Consider the following 20,171-nt stretch of genomic DNA (forward strand, 5'->3'; position numbering starts at 1 on the left):
TTTTTCATTAATTTTTCGAATTATCCTCTTTTTTAGCTCTCATCCATCGCATTTACTTGAAGAATATAATTAACAAACTAGATTGTATGTAATATTCATTTAATAAAGTGAATATATTGTATCAATATGTGCTGGTTCTTTATGAGTGTCTATAGGTTATTGAATAATAGAGATGCTGATAAAGAAGTAGCTCATAGAATAAAGATAAATACTTCTATAAAACGTATAAATATGTAGCATAACTATATAGCTTAATGGTATTTTTAATGTTCTGGTAACAAAGGTTATGATTGTGTACTTTTTTAATGCTTTTTAAACATAAAAGCTTACACAAGCCACTATCAACTAAACTAATTTCTGATACTCATTCCAGGCTATCAAGGAGAAATAAATGGTAAAGCGTACGATCAAATTTACACCTATTGCAGCTTCAGTTGCACTTACATTAGGCTTAACAGCATGTGGTTCGGACAATGACAGAAACATTCCTGTTACACCTGTAGAATCTTTTACTGCAACAGGTGATGCACAGTTCAACATTGAAGTAACTGGTAAAGCAGTTAAAGGTTCAATGAAAAGTGCAGTAGTAACTGTAATGACTTTAGATGCATCTGGTCAAAGCGTTCCTGTTGCGTTTCGCTCAGCTGCTTCAGCAGAAGCAGAGTCTTTTTCTGAAGAAGCATTATCACAAAGTGCTGCTGATGCTGCAGTAGAAGCAAGTAAAATTGCTGCTAACCCTGAAGTATTAACTGATGAAAGCGGCCGTTACAGCATCTACTTAGATGATGACTTTACTGGACCAGTTTACATTACTGTTAAAACGTCTGCAGAAGGCGATGATAGCTTTTTACGTTGTGATGCTTACGTAGGTTGTGGCGATTACGATGTAGCGCCAGAAGAAGATGACGTAAATGATGGCGATACTGCGATTGAGTTTGGCGAATGGTACAAAACTGACCTAGAGCTTTCAGTTGTTAAATTTGTTCCAGCTGTTGAAGCAGATACATCTGGAGTAAGTGGTTCTGCAGGCGATGCTAATGTAGAAGCTTCTTATAAAGCTAATGTTACTTTCTTAACATCGTTAGTGGCGGCTCTTCTTCTTGACTCAGGTTCAAGTGTAGATGAAGACGCAATTGCTAAAGCAAGCTTAGATACTGTTGTACAAGTAATGGGTCAAGACGCTGCACTTTTACTTTCAGCTATTATTGGTGATTTATCTAACGGCGGCGCTGTAGATTTAAGTGATGTTGATGGCGAAGAAGAACTTACTGACGGTATTTTAGCAATTGCACAGCTTTCATCTTCAATTCAAGGTTTACCTTCAATTGGTGATGTAATGAGCAGCATTAAAGCTGGTATTAAATCAGGCCAGTTTAAAGGTAATGCTGATGCTAGCATTGCAGCAATAGCGATAATGTTACAAACAGCTATTACAAATACTGCAAATGTTTTTGTTGCCATTGCTACTGGTACTGAAGATGACATTAAAACTGCATTAGAAGCCGCTTTCGCAGCAAAAATTCCAGCTCCTACTGCTGGTGAGATAGTTGCATTTGCTGCTAACTCAGCTGATGTTGCTAAAAAAGCAAAAGCTGCTAAAGATAAAGCTGTTAAAAATGGTGCAGCAACTGATGCTGGTCTTGCAGCCGCTGCAGTGAAAATTAAAAAAGCACTAGAAGTAATTGGTTGTACTGGCGCAGAATGTACAGTTGGAGATGACTTTTATACAGCTCTAGCAGCTGCTTTAACATTAGAAGTTACTGCTTCTCAAACTGCACTTACTGCATTAGAAATGAACATTGAAACAGCTCAAAGCTCACTTGTAGATGTTCAAGCAATGGGTGGCGATGCTCTTACAGCTGATAACGCAGCTGCATTTGTAAGCGCTGTTACATTACTGAAAAATGAAGCTACTACGGCTGATTTAACAGCTAAAGCAGACTCTATTTTTGTTAAATCACAAGGCTATGTAACTGCTGCAAAAGCGTTAGTTACTCAAAGCTCTGATTACCAACAAGTTCTTGATTCTGCAACATCGTTGCAAACAGATGCATCTGTTGCTGTAACTGACACCGCTGCATACGACGCGGCACTAGCTGCACTAGTAGCTGAAGCTGAAGCAGCGATTACAGAGTTTGATGTGGCTCTTGCTGCTGCAAAACTAGTTGCTGAAGACACTGCAGACGTTGCTGATGAGAAAAAATCAGTAGCAGACACAGCTGAAGCGGCTTCTACTAGCGCACTTGCTAACGCAGAAAATGCAATGGTAGATACTGCTGCAAACGCTGCTGAAGCAAAAGAGCTTGCGATGACTGCAGTTACTGCTGCGTCTGATTTTGCTGCTGCTGTAGATGCACTTGAAATTGCTATTGCACAAGCACTTGTTGCTGCGAATGAATACTTAGAACTTGAAGGCGAAGGCGCACAAGCAATGATTGATGCGCTTACAGCTATGCAAACAGCTGCTGTAGCTCAAGGTGAACTAGCTAGCGAGCAATTTGTAACAGCTTATAATCTACAGCTTGCTGCTGAAACTGCAGTTGCAAAACTTGAAGTACTAACTTCTGTTAAAGCTACATCAGAGTCATTATCGACTATGACTGTGCTTACAGGCACTGGTGCTGATGCAGTTGCTGATGCAGCAGACATTCTTGCAGACGTAATTGATGAATTAGCTGAAATGGGTAATAACTCAGGTACAGGCACATCAACTCGCAATGCTGATTGGGACTATGCTTACAGCTTAGATGATCTTACGCTAATGCTTAGCAATGCTACTACAGGTGAGATGATTAATGCAGCGGCTTCTTATGAAGGTGACAAGCTTGTTGTTGCTTGGGGCGCTACTTTAAAAGGTGAGAATGACGTATCTGTTGAGCTTGTTACTGCTGCTACACAAACACAAGCACTTACAGATTGTGTTGATTTTGCAGCAGGTACAATTGATGCTACTCAAATCGATTCATGTTTAGTATTTACTTTTGATGGCGCAGTAACTGCTGACAATGTAGATGATGCAGAAATCATAATGACTGAAACGGCTAACCATGTTGAAATCATGGATGGTGATTCTGGCTTCACTGGTATGTTAAGTATTACAGCTGATGATGCAACAGATTCAGGCTCTATTACATTAGAGGGTGTTTCTGGTGATGTAGACTTTAAAGTAATGACTACATACCTTGACAGCGACATGGAAGAAGCAAGTGCTTTAGATATTACAGTAAATAATGCAATGGGTTACACGTTGTCTATTACTGGTAATGAAAGTGCAGGTTACACTGGTGACGTTATGGCTATGTACAATGAGATGATGATGTCTTTTGGTACTGCAACTAAAACAACAAACGGTCTTTCAATTACTTACATTGATGGTGACGTAGTTGATTACACTGATGTTGATTTAATTGATTCATCTAAGTAATATTTAAACTATAAAAGGGGAAAGCAGTGCTTTTCCCTTTTTTTATAGAAAGCGATTAAATTATGAAAAAAAAAATTCTCTTGTTAGGATTTTCAACAGCTTTTATTTCTCCTCTTGCTTCCGCAGATAACCAATTTCAAATTTTTACCCACTTTGACGCAGAAATTTATACTGAAGCACAACCAGTACAAGCTTTTGTAGATGATTTTGATGCTCCATTAAAATCGGGTGACAGTGCATTTACCTATAATATATTTGAAGTAGGTGTTGGCTACGGTAATTTTAAGGTAGGTTTACAAAGTCGTTACGACTATGTCCTTAACTTTGATCCTGATACAGCTAAATATACTCATACCGAAAAAAATGATCTAGAGTTTGAAGATAGATTTTATACATATTACCTTGATGCTAAACAAGCAACGTCTAACGGTGTATTTGTATCTTATGATTTTAAATTTTTAGATAAAAATGCATTAACAATAACACCTAAACTTTCTGTTTTTGCCAGCTCACACTATCAAGATGCCACTGTAAATGGTGAAATTTATAGTGATGAAGTTGAAGGCGCTGTAACTGTTGATTACAACTTTTCAAAAGATATATTATTTAAAAAGTTTTCACCTTCAGAAAAGCCTGAAGGGCTTGGCTATAGCCTAGATATTTTTGCTGATTGGCAAGTAAATGATGAGCTTCAGGTTGGCTTTAGCGTAAAAGATTTGCTTTATAAAACAGAGTATGAAGACAGTGGCTCCGTAAAAGGTCAAACTACTGAAATTCCATTTAGCGAAGATGACAACGGCGATATTATTACTCAGCCAACAGTTTCATTAAAAACATCTGCATTTGGAAATACGGTATCTCATGATTTAGAAATGGAAATGCGACTACAAGCATTTGCCGATTACAGAATAAACGACCGATTTTCGACTCAGTTAACTTTAAAACGTTACGACAAAGACACGTTCAGCCAATTAAAAGGCCGTATACACTTTTGGGATCATTGGAAAGTACAGGCAGGCTATGAGACAAAAAGTGAAGCATTTTTAGTTGGTATAGAAAACGAGTATTTTGGTCTTAATTTACAAACTGATAGCCTAGATTTAGATAAAGCCTATTATGCTAATGTGAATTGGTACGTGAACATTAAGTTTTAAGGAATGAAGATGTTAAAACAAATTATACCCTTAGGGGTAGCTATTGCATTGGTAGGTTGTGGTTCTTCATCAGACAGTGACAGTTCAGAGTCTGTTGCAGTGAGTGAGATTGCTACATCTTCTTCTGTGAGTTTTTATGTATCTAATTGGCAATCACCACAGGGCACGCTTAATGTTTTAGATAGCGACGGGGTGGTGCAAGAATCAATTGAAGTTGAAAACATCAATACTGCGAGTGTAAGTGTAACTCCACTTACTTTTAATAGTTTTGAGTTTATACCGAGTGATACTGCTCTACCTTGTCCTCGCTTTACAGGTTGTGGCAGAACAGTTCGTGGTGATGTAAATGACTTAAACGCAAACCGTTTAATAGACTACCAAGAATTGACAGCCGTTACTCTTAATTACAAAGCAGATGCATTTAGTGCACCAGGTGTAAATACGGTTTATTTATCGCCATTGAGTAAAGCAATTACAGATGAAGGCTTTAGTGCTACGCAAGCTAGTTTATCAGCCACGCCTTTTTATCATTTAACGCACAGCAATTTAAATGCAAGTGTTGAAGCAGAAATGGTTACTAATGCATTTACTTATGCGGCAATTTTAGCTGGTGTTGCTGATAGTACGTTTAGTGTTGAAAGTGCTTTTAATGCATTTACTAACTTAGAGACTGACCAGCAAGCATGGCAAGATTATAGCGATTTAGCAGCGCAGTATGTTACAGATAACTTATTTAGCGACCAAGGTAATGCTTTGCTGCAAAATGTAGCTGGTCAAGTTAAGCAAACAATTGCAAGTGTAACTACATTTACAAATTGGCAGGCTCGCTCAACAGAAGCTCAAAGCTTAGATTCTAGAGAGTTACTTGTTGATACACGAAATATTATAGGTGCTGCAAGACTTCAAGAAAAAAGCTATTCAGATGAATTAGACGTAAAATTTGCTGAGCTTGAAAGTGCGTTTGATGAAGACACACAAAGAACCCTTGATGCACTTACTAATGCTTTAAACGAAGTTATTACAAATTATTCACCACTAGCTGATGGCTCTACACCATCAGGACAATATAAACTTCGTGACTTAGATATTGATTACAGCCAATCACCTTATACTTGGGCTATAACTGGCACATATGATGATTTACCTATAACAATTGATTTATCAATTCCAACATTTAGAGTAAGTGGTGTATTAGGTAATAAAATTGAAGGTGTAATGAGCGCAACAGTCACAAATGGTGCTACGGTATTAAGTGTAGATGTAAGTGAGTTGCTAATTCAGTTTGATGGTATAGATGCTCAAAGTGAATTAAATCCAGAAGCCGACACAGGTATTACACAGGTAACTACCAATGTAATTATCAATAAAGCCGCTGGTAAACTTGAAGGTGACTTATCACTAAACTTAAATCGCTTTGTTAATTCATTAGGTGAAGAGTCTACGACGTTATCTACTTTTGATTTTAATGGTGATTACGTAAGTGACATTCAAGACACTGCATTTCATATCACTGCAGTAGAGGCTTCGCCTTTTATTGGTGAAGATAATGACGATTTAGCATTTACTTTTGAATTAGATTTTCCGTTGAGTGGTGCAAGCGATTTTAAGTTTGCTTACGTGGGCGATGTTGAAAACTTATCAGAACTTACCTCTACAGATATATTTGTTAGCATAAAAAACCGTGCGTTAGATTTACGTATTCGTGATGTTAGTGGCAACATTAATCTAATAGCGAAAGGCGAAAATGGACGTTGGTTAGATGTAAAGCAAAAGGGCCGTAATTACAGTGGCGGTTTATATTTTGGTGATACTAAACTAGCTGATGTTACTGCAGTACGTGGTATTCCTGGTGTTTTATTTCCAAATGGTGAGTTTGAATCGTTATTTTAACCATTAGTTAAGTGGTTTTAGAAATATTCAAAATCCGATATTAGTTTTCTAGTATCGGATTTTTTAATGCTTGTTATATTAGTTAAATGCGCCTGAATCAAGGTAGCTGCCGATCCCGAGTGTAAACATCCATATCCCCCATAAACTATGCTCAATAACACACACGACGGTTGAGCGGCTTTGTGCATAGGTATAAGCAAACAGTAAGCCACCTAAAAATGCTAAGGCTACTGCAATCCAATTTGCATACACAATATGCGCCAACGCAAATACACTTGCACTAACTACAATACGCACTGCTTTTTTGGGCATGATGCGTTTATAACGATGAAAAAAATACGTTCTGAATATTAACTCTTGAGGAATAACCGACAGTATTGGGTAGAGCAACAACAGTAAAAGCCAATCATTAAACGAGTTGCGGGGAAGGGTAAACCAGTTGCCCTGATGAATAATCCCGTAAAACATACCCGAGAACAGCGCACCTAAAAAAAAGAAGCTAAACACACGTTTTTTAACAGCAGAAAATTGCCCAAGGCTTGTAAGCCTAAAACGTTTAAAATGCGGATCGCCCAGTAGCAACATACAACACACGCTCATTAAAATAATAAGCGCAGGAATAAGCCAGTTAGCTAAATGCTCGCGTAATCCAAAACCCAACAAGGGGAGTAATACAAAAATAAGGGTAAATTCAAACCAGCGATATTGATTGGCGTTCAAGGTCGTCTCAACTTGTTTTTTTAATAAGCTATCAAGCTAAGACGACATTTTTATGACGAGATTAGTAATCTACAAAGTGATCTATAAAATTATTTTGCAGGTTCTTCTTCACTAGGGAGGTATTTGTACAAGGCAATAATAGTGGCAAAAATACTCACAAAGGTAATACCCATTAAACCAAATACTTTAAAGTTGACCCAAAAGTCGAGCGAAAAGTTATACGCAATATAAATATTCAGCCCAGCGATACCAGCAGTAATAGCAACCCACATTAAGTTAAGCTTATCCCATAATGGCTCTGGAACAACAATAGCTTGTTTTGTATCGTTAGCGTTTTCGAGAATTGAACTAAGCGCTTTTTTAACGAGATTTTTTTTAAGTACATAACGGCTAACAAGTAACGCTAAACTTAAACCTGCGTATATGAGTGTTGCTTTCCATTTTATGTATTGCTCATCATGAAGTACCAGCGTTAACGTACCAAACACAGCAGCAATGCCAAAAAATATCCACTGACGAGTAGGCACAGCTCCATGTTTAAAGTAGCTATAAGCAACTTGAATGAGCGTAGTGGCCATTAATAAACCGGTAGCCCAGTAAATATCGACTAGCTTAAAAACTGCAAAAAACAGTATGAGTGGGATGTATTCAATTAATGCGTGCATAGCTTACCTAAATTATACAAAAAAGAGTCAAAGGCTTTTTACCACATAAAGCTTAACAACTACAAGGTTGACTTGTTGCCCTGTAACCCTTAGCCTGCGTGGCTTTATTGCCAATTTGGTTTGGTATTTTTTATATCATCATATTCCCACGCTTAACCAACACTGATTTGGCGTGTATTTAGGAGCCTAAAATGAATAAAGCAGAACTCGTTGCTGCCATTGCACACAAAAGTGAATTAACAAAAAAAGATTCTCAAGCGGCACTTTCAAGCTTGCAAAAAGTAATTACTAAATCGCTTTCTGAGGGTGATCAGGTTCAAATAAATGGCTTTGGTACGTTTGCACTAAGTTATTACCCAGCGCGTACTGGACGTAACCCGCAAACAGGTGCTGCAATTGAAATAGAAGGCGCTAATAAAGCGGTTTTTAAGCCTGCTAAAGCGTTAAAAGATCTACTTTAATTCTATTTAAGGTTTTAAACCCCGTATTGATAGATAAGTTACATGAGCGCGAAGTAAATTCGCACCTACGGGTATATGTTGTAGGTGAGGTTTTATACCTCGCGTTTGGTGGCTTTAAATTATATGAGCTGGAAATAAATTCGCACCTATGTAGATTATTCATAATCTCTAAATGATTTACATGGCATTATAAATCCCACTTACATTAAATCCTTTATTTTCAATTGCTTGTTATCGGCATGCATTATGCTGTTTAACTGTGTGTTTCGAACATATTTTTAAACAATACCAATCTGCTTATATATGGGGTCTATTGAGCGTTAAGAAAATCACGCTAGAACTAGGCAAAAATTTTTCGTATTTAGTTGTTCTAAATGAAAGGTTTTTAACGACGTTATAGTGCGATTTAATTCGTTAAATTGCTTAAATATTTATGCAGGTTGGTATCAAATAAGGAGATCTCAATGAGTACATTACAAACAAGCACACGTTTACAAGGCAAAAAAATTGCAATTTTAGCCACTGATGGATTTGAGCAAAGTGAGCTTTTATCTCCACGCAGCGCATTACTTGATGCCGGTGCAGACATCGAAATAGTATCAATTAAAGAAGGCCAAATTACGGGCTGGGATGAAGACAAGTGGGGCGATAAAGTAACAGTAGATAAACTAGTTACAAACGCGGATCCCGCTGACTATGACGCGCTTATGCTTCCTGGTGGTTTATTTAACCCAGACAGTTTACGCCAAGATAAAGATGCTAAAGCCTTTATTGATGGCTTTTTTGGCGCAGAAAAAAATAAACCCGTTGCTGCAATTTGCCATGCACCGTGGTTACTAGCTGAAATTAATAAATTGCGCGACCGCACCATTACCTCTTTTCCAAGTATTAAAAGCGATTTAATTAATGCAGGCGCTAATTGGGTCGACCAAGAAGTATGTGTAGATAAAGGCTTAGTAACAAGCCGAAGCCCAGCCGATTTAGAAGCATTTAATGCTAAATTTATTGAAGAGATTTTAGAGGGTAAACACCAAGCTCACTAATTTTCTTTTTTAAAACGTTTGGTTATTGATACAGCGTTTGATTTTAAAAAACAAAAAAGGGCATTTTAAATGCCCTTTTTTTAATGCGTATAAAACACGCCCTAGTTAGATTATAGCGATGTAGCTGCTTTCATATCGGCTACAAAAGCTTTTAGATGCGCGGTCATTACAGGTAAATCATTAAGGTTAGCTTCAATAATTTTAACCACGGCAGAGCCTGAAATAGCACCGGCTGCTCCTGCATTAAGAGCCGCTTTTACATCATCTGGCGTTGAAATACCAAACCCTAAAAGAGCAGGGGCTGCATGGTATTCTTTTAATTTAGTAACAATATTACCAGCAGGCATTTGTGCTTTAGTATCGGTACCGGTAACACCTGCGCGCGATAGTAAATACGTATAACCACGACCGTAAGAGGCACACTGGCGAAGTGTGTCGTCATCTGCATTTGGTGTTGCAATAAAAATTGGGTCTACACCGTTATCCATTGCTGACTTTCTAAACATTTTAGATTCATGCAGAGGCACATCAGCCACTAAAATTGAGTCTACGCCTACTGCTTTTGCATCTTTATAAAATGCTTCTATACCGCGTTTAAACACAAGGTTTGAATACAATAATAAGCCAATTGGAATATCGGCATTATACTCACGTATTTCTTTAATAATATCAAAGCAATCTTGTGTATTAATGTGCACATCGAGGGCGCGAATATTAGCTTTTTGAATTACTGGACCATCTGCAATTGGGTCTGAAAACGGAATACCAAGTTCAAGCGCATCAGCGCCGCCGTCAATTAGACTTTTAATAATCGCAATACTTTGCTCTTTACCTGGGTCGCCAATCGTTACAAATGGTACAAACGCACCTTGTTTTTGCTCGTTAAGCGCTGCAAACATTTTGCCGTAACGATCCGTTTTTACTTGGCTCATAGCTGACCTCTTTCAGTTAGTACATTGTGAACGTGTGCTAAATCTTTATCGCCACGACCACTTAAATTAATCACTATAACACTTTCCTCGGTTAGCTCCTCTGCGTACTTAAGGGCATAAGCTAACGCATGGCTTGATTCAAGTGCCGGAATAATTCCTTCATTTTTAGCAAGCGATTGAAACGCATCAAGCGCTTCTGTATCGGTAATACCCACGTATTGAGCGCGACCAGTTTCGTGTAAAAATGCATGTTGAGGACCAACAGCTGGGTAATCAAGACCCGCTGATACAGAGTAAGACTCTTCAATTTGGCCATCATCATTTTGCATAATGTACGTATAAGTACCGTGCAATATGCCTTTTGTGCCTTTACAAATTGTTGCACCGTGCTCATTTGTATCAAGCCCTTTACCAGCAGGCTCAACACCAATTAATTTAACGCCTGGCTCGTCAATAAAGTCAGTAAACATACCAATTGCGTTTGAACCACCACCAACACAGGCAATAACAGCGTCAGGTAAACGACCTTCTGCTTTAAGTACTTGTTGCTTAGCTTCTTCACCAATAATTTTTTGATACTCGCGTACAATTGTTGGGAATGGGTGAGGACCCGCAGCTGTACCTAGTAGGTAATGTGCGTCTTGGTAATTTGCTGACCAGTCACGCAGCGCTTCATTTACTGCATCTTTTAATGTGCCAGAACCCGCTGTTACCGGAATAACTTCTGCGCCCATTAACTTCATTCTAAATACGTTAGGTTGCTGACGTTCAACGTCTTTTGCGCCCATATAAATACGACATTTTAAACCCAGTAAGGCACATGCAAGCGCTGTTGCAACACCGTGTTGACCGGCACCTGTTTCAGCAATAACTTGTTTTTTACCCATACGCTTAGTAAGTAACGCCTGACCAAGTACTTGGTTTGTTTTATGTGCGCCGCCGTGTAGTAAGTCTTCACGCTTTAGGTACAGTTTTACTTTTGGATTTTTAACTAAATTGCGCGTTAAAGTAAGTGGGGTAGGACGACCCGCATACTCGTTTAATAATTTACTTAGCTCTGCCTGAAACTCAGGATCTTTTTGTGCTTTGTTAAATTCATTTTCTAACTGCTTAAGCGCAGGGACAAGTAACTCGGGTACAAACATACCGCCAAACTCGCCAAAATAAGCTGGATTTTGCATTTTAACCTCAATAATTTCTGATGCTTGTGAAAGCATTATGTAACTTGTTAGGGCACTTTTTACCCGCAGATTCTTCAACGCCTGAGTTTAAGTCAAGGCCTAAGGCACCTTTAAAAAGCGCATCTTTAATATTGTCTGGATTTAAGCCTCCAGCGAGCATAAATGGTGTAGTTGCGCCGCTAAGCACCGACCAATCAAATGCTTTACCAGTACCGCCAGCTTGTGTATCACTGTGCGTATCGTAAAGGTGTCGATCAACCCCATTTACAGGCGTTGGCAATGCATCTTTTATTGCTTGGGCTTTCCAAATTTCGCAATTAGTTGGAAGTTGTGTACGCAGCGCAGCAATGTAATCGTCACTTTCTTGGCCATGTAATTGAACTGCCGCTAATTTTAGCACACTTGCGTATTGAGCAACTTGCTCAATGGGAGCATCTACAAATACACCAACAAAGTTAAGTGGTGCGCTTTGGCTCAGCTCTCTTGCACAATCTAAATCGACATAGCGAGGCGATTTAGGATGAAAAATTAAACCACCATAAACAGCACCGTTTTGATATGCCGCTTGTGCATCTTGGCTACGTGTTAAACCACATACTTTATTGTCGCCTAAAATAACACGGCGACATGCTTGCTCTAAATCACGCTCGCCCATAAGTGAGCTGCCAATTAAGAAGCCATCGCATAATGGAGCTAAACGTTTTACGTCTTGATGGGTGTAAATACCCGATTCCGAAATAACCACTTTATCAGCCGGAATAAGCTTTCGTAGTTTTTCAGTAGTGGCTAAATCGGTGCTTAAATCGCGTAAATCGCGGTTATTAATACCAATAATTTGTGCATCAAGTGCAAGTGCGCGGTGTACTTCTTCTTCATTACTTACTTCGGTTAACACCGACATATTAAGTGAATCGGCAACAGCATGCAGTGCTTTATAGCTTTCGTCATCGAGTACCGAAAGCATCAGTAATATAGCGTCACCACCATAAATACGTGCCATATACACTTGGTACTCGTCTATAAAAAAGTCTTTACAGATAAGCGGTTGTTCTACTTGGCTGCGCACAAATTCGAGGTAGTCAAAGCTGCCTTGAAAATATTTAGCATCAGTTAACACACTCATGCAGGTAGCATATTTTTTATAAACTGAAGTAATTTCAGTTAAATCAAATGGGTTTCTAATTAACCCTTTTGAAGGCGATGCTTTTTTACACTCTAAAATAAACTGAGTGCCAGGTGCTGCAAGTGCTTTATAAAAGCTACGACTTGTAGGCACTGCAAGATGCCTAAAGCTTTCAAGCGGGCGCGCAGCTTTTCTTTCAATTAGTTCTAATTTTTTATCAGCAACAATTTTGTCTAATACATTAGCCATTACTTACCTCAATAATTGCACTTAGTGTGTTCATGGCTTGCCCTGAACTTAATAATGTTTGTACTTGTTTTGCCCCTTCTTTTAACGTTTCTGCTTTACCTGTTAGGTATAAAAGGGCAGCTACGTTAACCACAATAGCAGCATTATGTGCATCTGTGCCTTTGCCTTGCAAGATGGCGAGGCTAGCATTTGCGTTGTATTGTGGGCCTTCACCAGCGAGTTGTTCAAGTGAATAGTTTGCAAGGTCAAAGTCGCTTGGGTTTAGTGTGTACTGCGTAATCTCGCCATTATTTAGCTCAACTACCATTGTTGGGCCGTGTAGGGCTATTTCGTCAGTGCCCGAGCCGTGAACAATCATAGCGCGCTTTGTGCCAAGGGTTTTAAGTGTTTGTGCCATTGGCATACACAACGCTTCGTTATACACACCTAACAATTGCACTTCAGGTGCTGCAGGGTTAGCAAGCGGACCTAAAATATTAAAAATAGTGCGTGTTTTAAGCGATGTTCGTACGCCCATCGCATGGCGTACGCCACTGTGATAGTGCGGTGCAAACAAAAAGGTAAAATTGGTTTGCTCAAGACATTTTGCTGCTTGCTCTGGGCTCATATCTATATTAATGCCCAGGGCTTTGAGTAAATCGGCTGAGCCTGAATTACTCGATACACTGCGATTACCATGTTTTACCATGTTAATACCAGCAGCAGCGGCAACAATTGCAGCCGTTGTACTTATATTAATTGTGTTTGAGCCATCGCCACCAGTGCCACAGCTATCGGCAAGTTGCGTACTGCTGGTAGTAAAAGCAACGGCGTTTTCGCGCATTGAGGCTGCAGCGCCTGCAATCTCGTCGCTTACTTCGCCTTTAATTTTAAGGCTTATAAGTAGGGCGGTTAGCTCAATTTCACTCATGTTACCTTGCATTATTTCATCAAAAAGCGCTTTGGCGTCTGCGTAGCTTAATGATTGCCCCGTAATTAGTTGCTCAATAGCGTGTTGAACATTTATGGGTTGTTCTGGTTGTGTACTCATAATGTCCTCTTTTATTTAGCGCGTGTTAAGTAAGCGACACTTTGCTGAAGTAGCATTGCGCCGTTTGGCGTTAGTATTGATTCTGGATGAAACTGGTAACCCAATGCGTTGTCATCATGATGATAAATAGCCATAGGGATATCTTCGTACTGGGCAATAACCTCAATATTATCAGGCACTTTTGTTGCCATTAATGAATGGTAACGTGCCACAGGCATTGTATTTCCCATACCATCAAATACAGGGTGCTCGCCTAAATTAATAATTGAAGACTTACCATGTACGGTTTCACCCGCGTGACCGATTACTCCACCGTAACTTTGTGTTAATGCTTGTTGGCCTAAACAAATGCCTAGCATTGGGAAGTGGCCTTTAGAGAGCTCAATAAGCTCCATTAAACAGCCTGCATCGCTTGGTGTTCCAGGGCCTGGCGAAAGTACTAATAGCACTTGGCCTTGCTCTTGGCGCATTTTGTTAAAAATAACCTCAGCGCTAATGTTGTTTCTGTAAACAACCAGTTCGCAGCCAAGCATCGTTAGCTCATCAACAAGGTTATATGTAAATGAGTCAAAGTTATCTAAAAAATAGATTTTAATAGGATTCGCTTTACTCATTCTATACCGCCTTATACGTAGATTTTATGGCGGTGATAACCGCTTGTGCTTTAGCGCGAGTTTCGTTTGCTTCTGAAATAGGATCTGAGTCAAACACCACACCGGCACCTGCTTGCACATACGCTTTGTTATTTTTAACAAAAGCTGAGCGAATAACAATACAGCTATCCATTGCGCCATCACCGGTTAAGTAACCTACTGCGCCGCCATAGCTGCCACGGCGCTTCCCTTCAGTTTGACGAACAAGCTCAGCAGCACGAACCTTTGGTGCACCAACAAGCGTGCCCATGTTCATACACGCTTGGTAAGCATGCAGTGCATCAAGCTCGGGTTTTAATGTGCCTACAACGCGCGATACTAAATGCATTACCTGTGAATAGCGGTCTACTTTTAATAGCTCTTTGGCAAAACGAGTACCTGCAACACTAATACGTGCTACGTCGTTACGGGCTAAATCGACAAGCATTAAATGCTCGGCGCGCTCTTTTTGATCGTTTCTAAGTTCAAGCTCAATGCGGCTGTCTAGGTCTGGGTTTATTTGCCCATTAGCAAATTTGCCACGTGGGCGAGTGCCAGCAATTGGGTATACTTCAACTTGCTGAGATTGCACTGTGTATTTAAGTGCTGATTCAGGCGATGCGCCAAATAAAGCAAAGTCTTCATCGCGCATATAAAACATATACGGACTTGGGTTTTGCTTTTTAAGCTGGCTATAAGCGTGCAGAGGATCAGGACAAGGTAGTGAAAATGTACGCGACGGCACTACCTGAAAAATATCACCGTCTACAATATTCTTTTTAAGCTTAACCACTTGCTCGCAGTAAGTGTCATCGTCAATATCAACGCTTACCTCACATTGTCCACTTTGCATATCCGCACTAAATTCTGAAGCGTTATCGCACAGCGTATTTAAGCGCTCTAGCTCTTTACCTACTTCAAAGCAGTTAGCGTGTACGTCTGGGCCGTTAAATACATTACCAATGAGTTCGGTTGTTTGTTTTTGATGATCAATAACAACTAAGGTTTCGGCTAAATAAAATACGTAATCTGGGCAGGTATTTTCGCCATCTGGTACATCACTTAACTGCTCAAAGTTTGCTACCATATCGTAGGCAAATACACCGCCTAAAAATAACGAAAATGGATTGTTAGTTGTGCTTTTTATACTGTTAATACAAGTACGAAGGGCGCTAAATGCATTATCTGCAATTAGTTTACTTGCTTCGTCAGTATCGCCGCTAGTGTCTAAATAACACAGGGTAAGTGTTGCGCCGTCTAAAGTGGCATCACAGCTTTTAACATTTGCCTGCAAGTAGCTTAGAAGCTGTTGCCCATTATTAGATTGAGCAGTAATAGTAACTGTTTTACCTTGGCATACGATGCGCAGGGCACAGTCGACTAAAATTAAACTTTTAACACTGTCTTTAGAATCAATCTCAGCCGATTCAAGCAGTAGTGAGTTAGGCTTATCAAGTGCCGCGTATAATGCAAGAGGACTACTAATATAGTCGCGTACTTGCGTAATGCTTGTTACTTCGCCTGGTGTGGTAGTTATATGACTAAAAATCAAACCTCATTCCCTCAAAAAATTAAACCCCGCAATGCTTTAGCAATGCGGGGTTTGAATAACGATATCTAAATTACAAACAGATCATTACCGTCCCGCTATATCAGGCGCCACCACCAACGATGTGTAAGAGTAAGACCGTTATTCATGTTTTTCTGCCTCAAAATTTATTAAATATTTTTAACGTATACGTTTCGTAAAATTTAGTTATAAAAAAACCCGCATAGTTGCGGGTTTTGAATTTTTGTTAGACACGACAATTCATCACCCGATAATTACGAGTGCCACCACCAAATAGTGTTTAAGTTTGAATTGATCATTATTGTTAATTCTAATGTGTCTGAAAGTGGCTACAGTAAAACGTATCTTATGCTTTTGTGTCAAGTGTTTATTTAAAACAATTTAGTCAAAAAAGTTGTTATACTTACATAAACACCAGTAACCCTTAATTTTAAGCAGTTTTCTTTTGATAAAATATGATTTACATAGCCATACCACACATTCAGACGGGCGTTTAACGGTTGAAGAATTATTGCATCGCGCTGTTGATAAAAATATTGATGTGTTTGCTATTACCGATCATGACACTGTGGCGGCTATTAAGCCTGCGCAGCAACTTATTGAAGCAGAAAACTTACCGCTTTCATTAATAACGGGTACCGAAGTGTCTACTAAATGGGAAAGCTTCGAAATTCATATTGTAGGTTTAAATATTGATATTAATAATATTGACCTTACCTCTTTATTATCAGCTCAGCAGCAAAAGCGAGAAGAGCGTGCACTAGAGATTGGTGTTCGCCTTGCAAAAAATGGCTTTGATGGCATTTACGAGCAAGCTAAAGAGCTGGCAAAAGACGCGCAAATAACGCGTGCACATTTTGCACGCGCCCTTATTGAGCGCGGTGTTGCTAAAAATTTCCCGGGTGTTTTTAAAAAGTACTTAGGGCGTGGCAAAACAGGCTACGTACCAAGTTGCTGGTGCACCATGCAAACCGCTATTGAGGCCATACATGCCGCTGGTGGTGTTGCTGTACTTGCGCATCCAAGTAGCTATCAAATGTCAAACAAGTGGCTACGCAAATTATTAGTAGAATTTAAAAGTGTAGGAGGGGACGCAATGGAAGTTGCACAACCTCAACAGGCGCCAAGCGAACGTCAATTTTTAGGTGAACTCAGCCGTGAGTACGAACTACTTTGCTCTCAAGGGTCTGATTTTCATTTTCCGACAAGCTATTTAGAGCTTGGCAAAAATTTATACCTACCAAAAGACTGCCAAGGTGTTTGGCAAGCTTGGGAAGGAGAAGAAGGGGCATTAACATGAGTCAATTATTTCATATTCATCCTGATAACCCGCAACCGAGACTAATTAGTCAAGCCGTTGATATTATTAAACAAGGCGGCGTTGTTGTTTACCCTACAGATTCGGGCTACGCCATCGGTTGTAACATTGGTAATAAGCAAGCCAAAGAGCGCATAGAGCGTATTCGTGGTATTGAAAAAAACGATAATTTTACGCTAGTTTGTCGTGATTTATCGGAGTTATCTACTTATGCACGCGTAGATAACCAGCTATTTAGACTCATTAAAAATAATACGCCAGGGCCATATACCTTTATTTTTAAAGGCACAAAAGAAGTCCCTAAACGTTTATTAAACGACAAGAAAAAAACCATTGGCATGCGTGTAATTGAACACCCAATAGCCTGTGCGTTGCTTGCCGAACTTGGTGAGCCGTTAATGTCGTGTTCTTTAATTTTACCAGGTGAGCAGTTTACAGAATCAGATCCTGATGAAATATTAGAGCGATTAGATAAACACGTCGATTTAATTATTCACGGTGGCCACTTAGCCGAGCAAGCAACCACGGTAATCGATTTGTCGGAAGATGAAGTCAAGATTTTGCGTGTTGGCTGTGGTGATACAAGCCCATTTGAATAATAAGTAATGAGCGAAAGCACTGCAAATACAAAAAAAATTGAAAAGCCAGTGCAGCAAAAGCTGCCACTGGCTTTTTTGCATGGTAAAGCGGTTGTAGACAAACCAGAAGATTTATACATTCCACCTGACGCGCTCGAAATAATATTAGAAACCTTTGAAGGCCCGCTCGATTTACTGCTTTATTTAATTAAAAAGCATAAGCTTGATGTACTCGAACTTTCTATTTTTAGTATTACAGAGCAGTACGTAAGTTATGTAGAAATGATGACCGAGTTTCAGCTCGAACTTGCTGGTGAATATTTAGTAATGGCTGCGTTACTTGCGCAAATTAAGTCGCGCTTATTATTACCTGTACACGAAGAGCTTGAAGAGGAAGAAGATCCTCGCGCTGAGCTTATTAAGCGTTTACAAGAATATGAGCTATTTAAACAAGCCGCCGAAAACCTCGACGATATTCCTCGTGTTGGTCGTGATATTTTTATAGCGCATGCCGCTATGCCAATAAGTGAAGATACAAGTCAAAACCTCCCCGATATTGAACTTAAAGACTTAATGCTGGCGTTGAGTGATGTAATGGCGCGAGCAAAAACGTTTGAGCATCATCAAATTACTGCTGAAGTACTCTCAACCCGAGAGAGAATGAGCCAAATATTACAGCAACTATCGCAAGCAAACTCGGCAGTGGTATTTAATGCGCTTTTTACCCCAAATGAAAGGCGAAGTGGTGTAGTGGTTAGTTTTATAGCTATGCTTGAGCTTATTAAAGAAGGACTTGTTACCTGTTTGCAAGTAAGCCCTGAGAGCTTAATTTATGTCAGCTTAAGCGAACAATCCACCCTATAAACTTATCTGTTTAATCATCTATTTGCAAAACTGACTTTAAATAATAAAGTTCTGTGCGTATACGCACGTAAAGTGTTTGTAAATGTTATTTTCATTTACGGCTGTGCACTATATTGTAACGTCATAGCATTATAGGAAGTTACACATGTTTAAAAATACACCTTCATCTTACGGACTTGTCGCTATTATTTTACATTGGCTCATGGCGCTGACTATTTTTGGCCTGTTTGGTTTAGGTTTATATATGGTTGAGCTTACTTATTACGATAGCTGGTATAAAGGTTCACTCGATTTACATAAGAGTATTGGTATTACGCTTGTGGCCGTATTTTTATTTAGAGTTTTATGGCGTGCTTTATCTACACAACCTAAGCCATTAGGTGAGAGTAAAGGCATGAACCAATTAGCGCATACGGCGCATATTGCTATGTATATTATTTTGGCTGTTATTGTTGTTGCAGGGTATTTAATATCAACCGCAGACGGGCGTCCAATAGAAGTATTTACTTTATTTAATGTATCAGCGCTTGATTTTGCCTTTGATGACCAAGCCGATATTGCAGGAAAAGTACATTATTACGGCGCGTGCACATTAATCGGGTTTGCAGTATTGCATGCACTAGGGGCGTTAAAACATCACTTTATCGATAAAGATAAAACCTTAATTAGAATGATCAAACCATTAAAGGATGATTAAAATGAAAAAATTATTAGTAAGCACAGCCGTTTCGGCTGCAATGATGTTATCGGCAACAGCCGCCAATGCAGCTGATTATGTAATTGATACAAAAGGCGGGCACGCATCTGTTAACTTTAAAATTAAACACTTAGGTTACAGCTGGTTATATGGTCGTTTTAATACTTTTGACGGCACATTTAGTTACGATGCTAAAAACCCTGATGCGTCAAAAATTATGGTAAACATTGATACCACAAGTCTTGACTCTAACCATGCAGAGCGCGATAAGCATTTACATGGTAAAGATTTTTTAAATGTAGATAAATACCCAAAAGCGACATTTAAAAGCACGAGTATTAAATTTGATGAAGACGGCGAAGAGGCTGATGTAACCGGTGAGTTTACGCTGCACGGCGTAACAAACACTATTACTTTTGAAATAGATAAAGTGGGCGAAGGTAAAGATCCGTGGGGCGGCTACCGCATAGGTTTTGAGGGCGAAACCAGCCTTAAACTTACCGATTACGGTATTGATTACAACTTAGGACCTGCATCTACTCATGTTGATATTATCTTATCAATAGAAGGCGTTCGTCAGTAATACCATTATTAAATATAAAAACGCCACTTACTGTGGCGTTTTTTTTGCTTAACAGAA

General features: G+C 39.3%; 18 protein-coding genes. 10 read left to right on the forward strand and 8 right to left on the reverse strand.

All coding sequences use genetic code 11. The features are described from left to right. Window positions 1-391 precede the first annotated feature (391 nt). The 3 genes from GQR38_RS00855 to GQR38_RS00865 all read left to right on the forward strand — a co-directional run bounded on the left by GQR38_RS00855 (window position 392) and on the right by GQR38_RS00865 (window position 6,468). Entirely contained in the window at window positions 392-3,424 is a 3,033-nt protein-coding gene (locus GQR38_RS00855) for a hypothetical protein (RefSeq protein WP_165721478.1), read from the forward strand. Window positions 3,425-3,486: 62 nt separating this feature from the next. Next, window positions 3,487-4,578 (forward strand): hypothetical protein, encoded by a 1,092-nt coding sequence (locus GQR38_RS00860; RefSeq protein ID WP_165721479.1) that lies wholly within the window; start codon window positions 3,487-3,489, stop codon window positions 4,576-4,578. A 9-nt stretch (window positions 4,579-4,587) separates the two neighbouring features. Next, window positions 4,588-6,468, forward strand: coding sequence for a hypothetical protein (locus GQR38_RS00865; RefSeq protein WP_165721480.1), 1,881 nt, complete (start codon window positions 4,588-4,590; stop codon window positions 6,466-6,468). A gap of 78 nt (window positions 6,469-6,546) precedes the next feature. Here the strand turns inward: GQR38_RS00865 and GQR38_RS00870 are convergent, their stop codons facing one another. Together GQR38_RS00870 and GQR38_RS00875 are read right to left on the reverse strand one after the other, a co-directional pair. After that, window positions 6,547-7,188, reverse strand: coding sequence for a CPBP family intramembrane glutamic endopeptidase (locus tag GQR38_RS00870; protein WP_165721481.1), 642 nt, complete (start codon window positions 7,186-7,188; stop codon window positions 6,547-6,549). 89 nt (window positions 7,189-7,277) lie between these two features. Next, window positions 7,278-7,853: an inner membrane-spanning protein YciB gene (locus tag GQR38_RS00875; protein WP_165721482.1), complete on the reverse strand. Its 576-nt coding sequence runs from the start codon at window positions 7,851-7,853 to the stop codon at window positions 7,278-7,280. A 191-nt stretch (window positions 7,854-8,044) separates the two neighbouring features. On the opposite strand from GQR38_RS00875, the gene GQR38_RS00880 reads away from it, so the two are divergent. Next, window positions 8,045-8,314 (forward strand): HU family DNA-binding protein, encoded by a 270-nt coding sequence (locus GQR38_RS00880; protein ID WP_007375441.1) that lies wholly within the window; start codon window positions 8,045-8,047, stop codon window positions 8,312-8,314. A gap of 464 nt (window positions 8,315-8,778) precedes the next feature. After that, a complete protein-coding gene (locus GQR38_RS00885) occupies window positions 8,779-9,357 on the forward strand; it encodes a type 1 glutamine amidotransferase domain-containing protein (protein ID WP_165721483.1) in 579 nt (192 codons plus the stop codon). A 110-nt stretch (window positions 9,358-9,467) separates the two neighbouring features. On the opposite strand, the gene trpA is transcribed toward GQR38_RS00885, so the two are convergent. Genes trpA through GQR38_RS00915 form a run of 6 tightly spaced genes read right to left on the reverse strand, consistent with a single transcriptional unit; the run spans window position 9,468 to window position 16,056 of the window. Next, window positions 9,468-10,289, reverse strand: coding sequence for a tryptophan synthase subunit alpha (gene trpA, locus GQR38_RS00890; protein ID WP_121954218.1), 822 nt, complete (start codon window positions 10,287-10,289; stop codon window positions 9,468-9,470). Continuing rightward, complete coding sequence (trpB, locus tag GQR38_RS00895) at window positions 10,286-11,470, reverse strand: tryptophan synthase subunit beta (RefSeq protein ID WP_010554212.1); 1,185 nt, start codon at window positions 11,468-11,470, stop codon at window positions 10,286-10,288. Before trpB ends, trpA begins: the two co-directional genes overlap by 4 nt. Window positions 11,471-11,477: 7 nt before the next feature. Further along, window positions 11,478-12,842, reverse strand: coding sequence for a bifunctional indole-3-glycerol-phosphate synthase TrpC/phosphoribosylanthranilate isomerase TrpF (gene trpCF, locus GQR38_RS00900; protein WP_165721484.1), 1,365 nt, complete (start codon window positions 12,840-12,842; stop codon window positions 11,478-11,480). Then, the gene (gene trpD / locus GQR38_RS00905) at window positions 12,835-13,872 is read right to left on the reverse strand and encodes an anthranilate phosphoribosyltransferase (RefSeq protein WP_165721485.1); all 1,038 of its coding nucleotides are present in this window, start codon (window positions 13,870-13,872) and stop codon (window positions 12,835-12,837) included. The genes trpCF and trpD overlap by 8 nt, the downstream gene beginning before the upstream one ends. A gap of 11 nt (window positions 13,873-13,883) precedes the next feature. Then, on the reverse strand, window positions 13,884-14,486 hold the full coding sequence (locus GQR38_RS00910; protein ID WP_007582498.1) for an aminodeoxychorismate/anthranilate synthase component II: 603 nt from the start codon (window positions 14,484-14,486) through the stop codon (window positions 13,884-13,886). Window position 14,487: 1 nt separating this feature from the next. Continuing rightward, a complete protein-coding gene (locus tag GQR38_RS00915; protein WP_165721486.1) occupies window positions 14,488-16,056 on the reverse strand; it encodes an anthranilate synthase component 1 in 1,569 nt (522 codons plus the stop codon). A 463-nt stretch (window positions 16,057-16,519) separates the two neighbouring features. Between GQR38_RS00915 and GQR38_RS00920 the strand changes: the two genes are divergently transcribed. From GQR38_RS00920 to GQR38_RS00940, 5 genes are all read left to right on the forward strand, one after another. Beyond that, complete coding sequence (locus GQR38_RS00920) at window positions 16,520-17,374, forward strand: PHP domain-containing protein (protein ID WP_165721487.1); 855 nt, start codon at window positions 16,520-16,522, stop codon at window positions 17,372-17,374. Beyond that, on the forward strand, window positions 17,371-17,991 hold the full coding sequence (locus GQR38_RS00925; RefSeq protein WP_024590418.1) for an L-threonylcarbamoyladenylate synthase: 621 nt from the start codon (window positions 17,371-17,373) through the stop codon (window positions 17,989-17,991). Before GQR38_RS00920 ends, GQR38_RS00925 begins: the two co-directional genes overlap by 4 nt. Window positions 17,992-17,997: 6 nt before the next feature. Then, window positions 17,998-18,834 carry a ScpA family protein gene (locus GQR38_RS00930; protein ID WP_165721488.1) on the forward strand — a complete coding sequence of 279 codons (837 nt, stop codon included), beginning with the start codon at window positions 17,998-18,000 and terminating at the stop codon, window positions 18,832-18,834. A gap of 145 nt (window positions 18,835-18,979) precedes the next feature. Then, on the forward strand, window positions 18,980-19,531 hold the full coding sequence (locus GQR38_RS00935; RefSeq protein ID WP_165721489.1) for a cytochrome b: 552 nt from the start codon (window positions 18,980-18,982) through the stop codon (window positions 19,529-19,531). Window position 19,532: 1 nt separating this feature from the next. Continuing rightward, window positions 19,533-20,114 carry a YceI family protein gene (locus GQR38_RS00940; protein WP_165721490.1) on the forward strand — a complete coding sequence of 194 codons (582 nt, stop codon included), beginning with the start codon at window positions 19,533-19,535 and terminating at the stop codon, window positions 20,112-20,114. Window positions 20,115-20,171 lie beyond the last annotated feature (57 nt).

It is taken from the genome of Pseudoalteromonas sp. c7(2019), from assembly GCF_011378625.1.
Taxonomy (GTDB): Bacteria; Pseudomonadota; Gammaproteobacteria; order Enterobacterales; family Alteromonadaceae; genus Pseudoalteromonas; species Pseudoalteromonas arctica.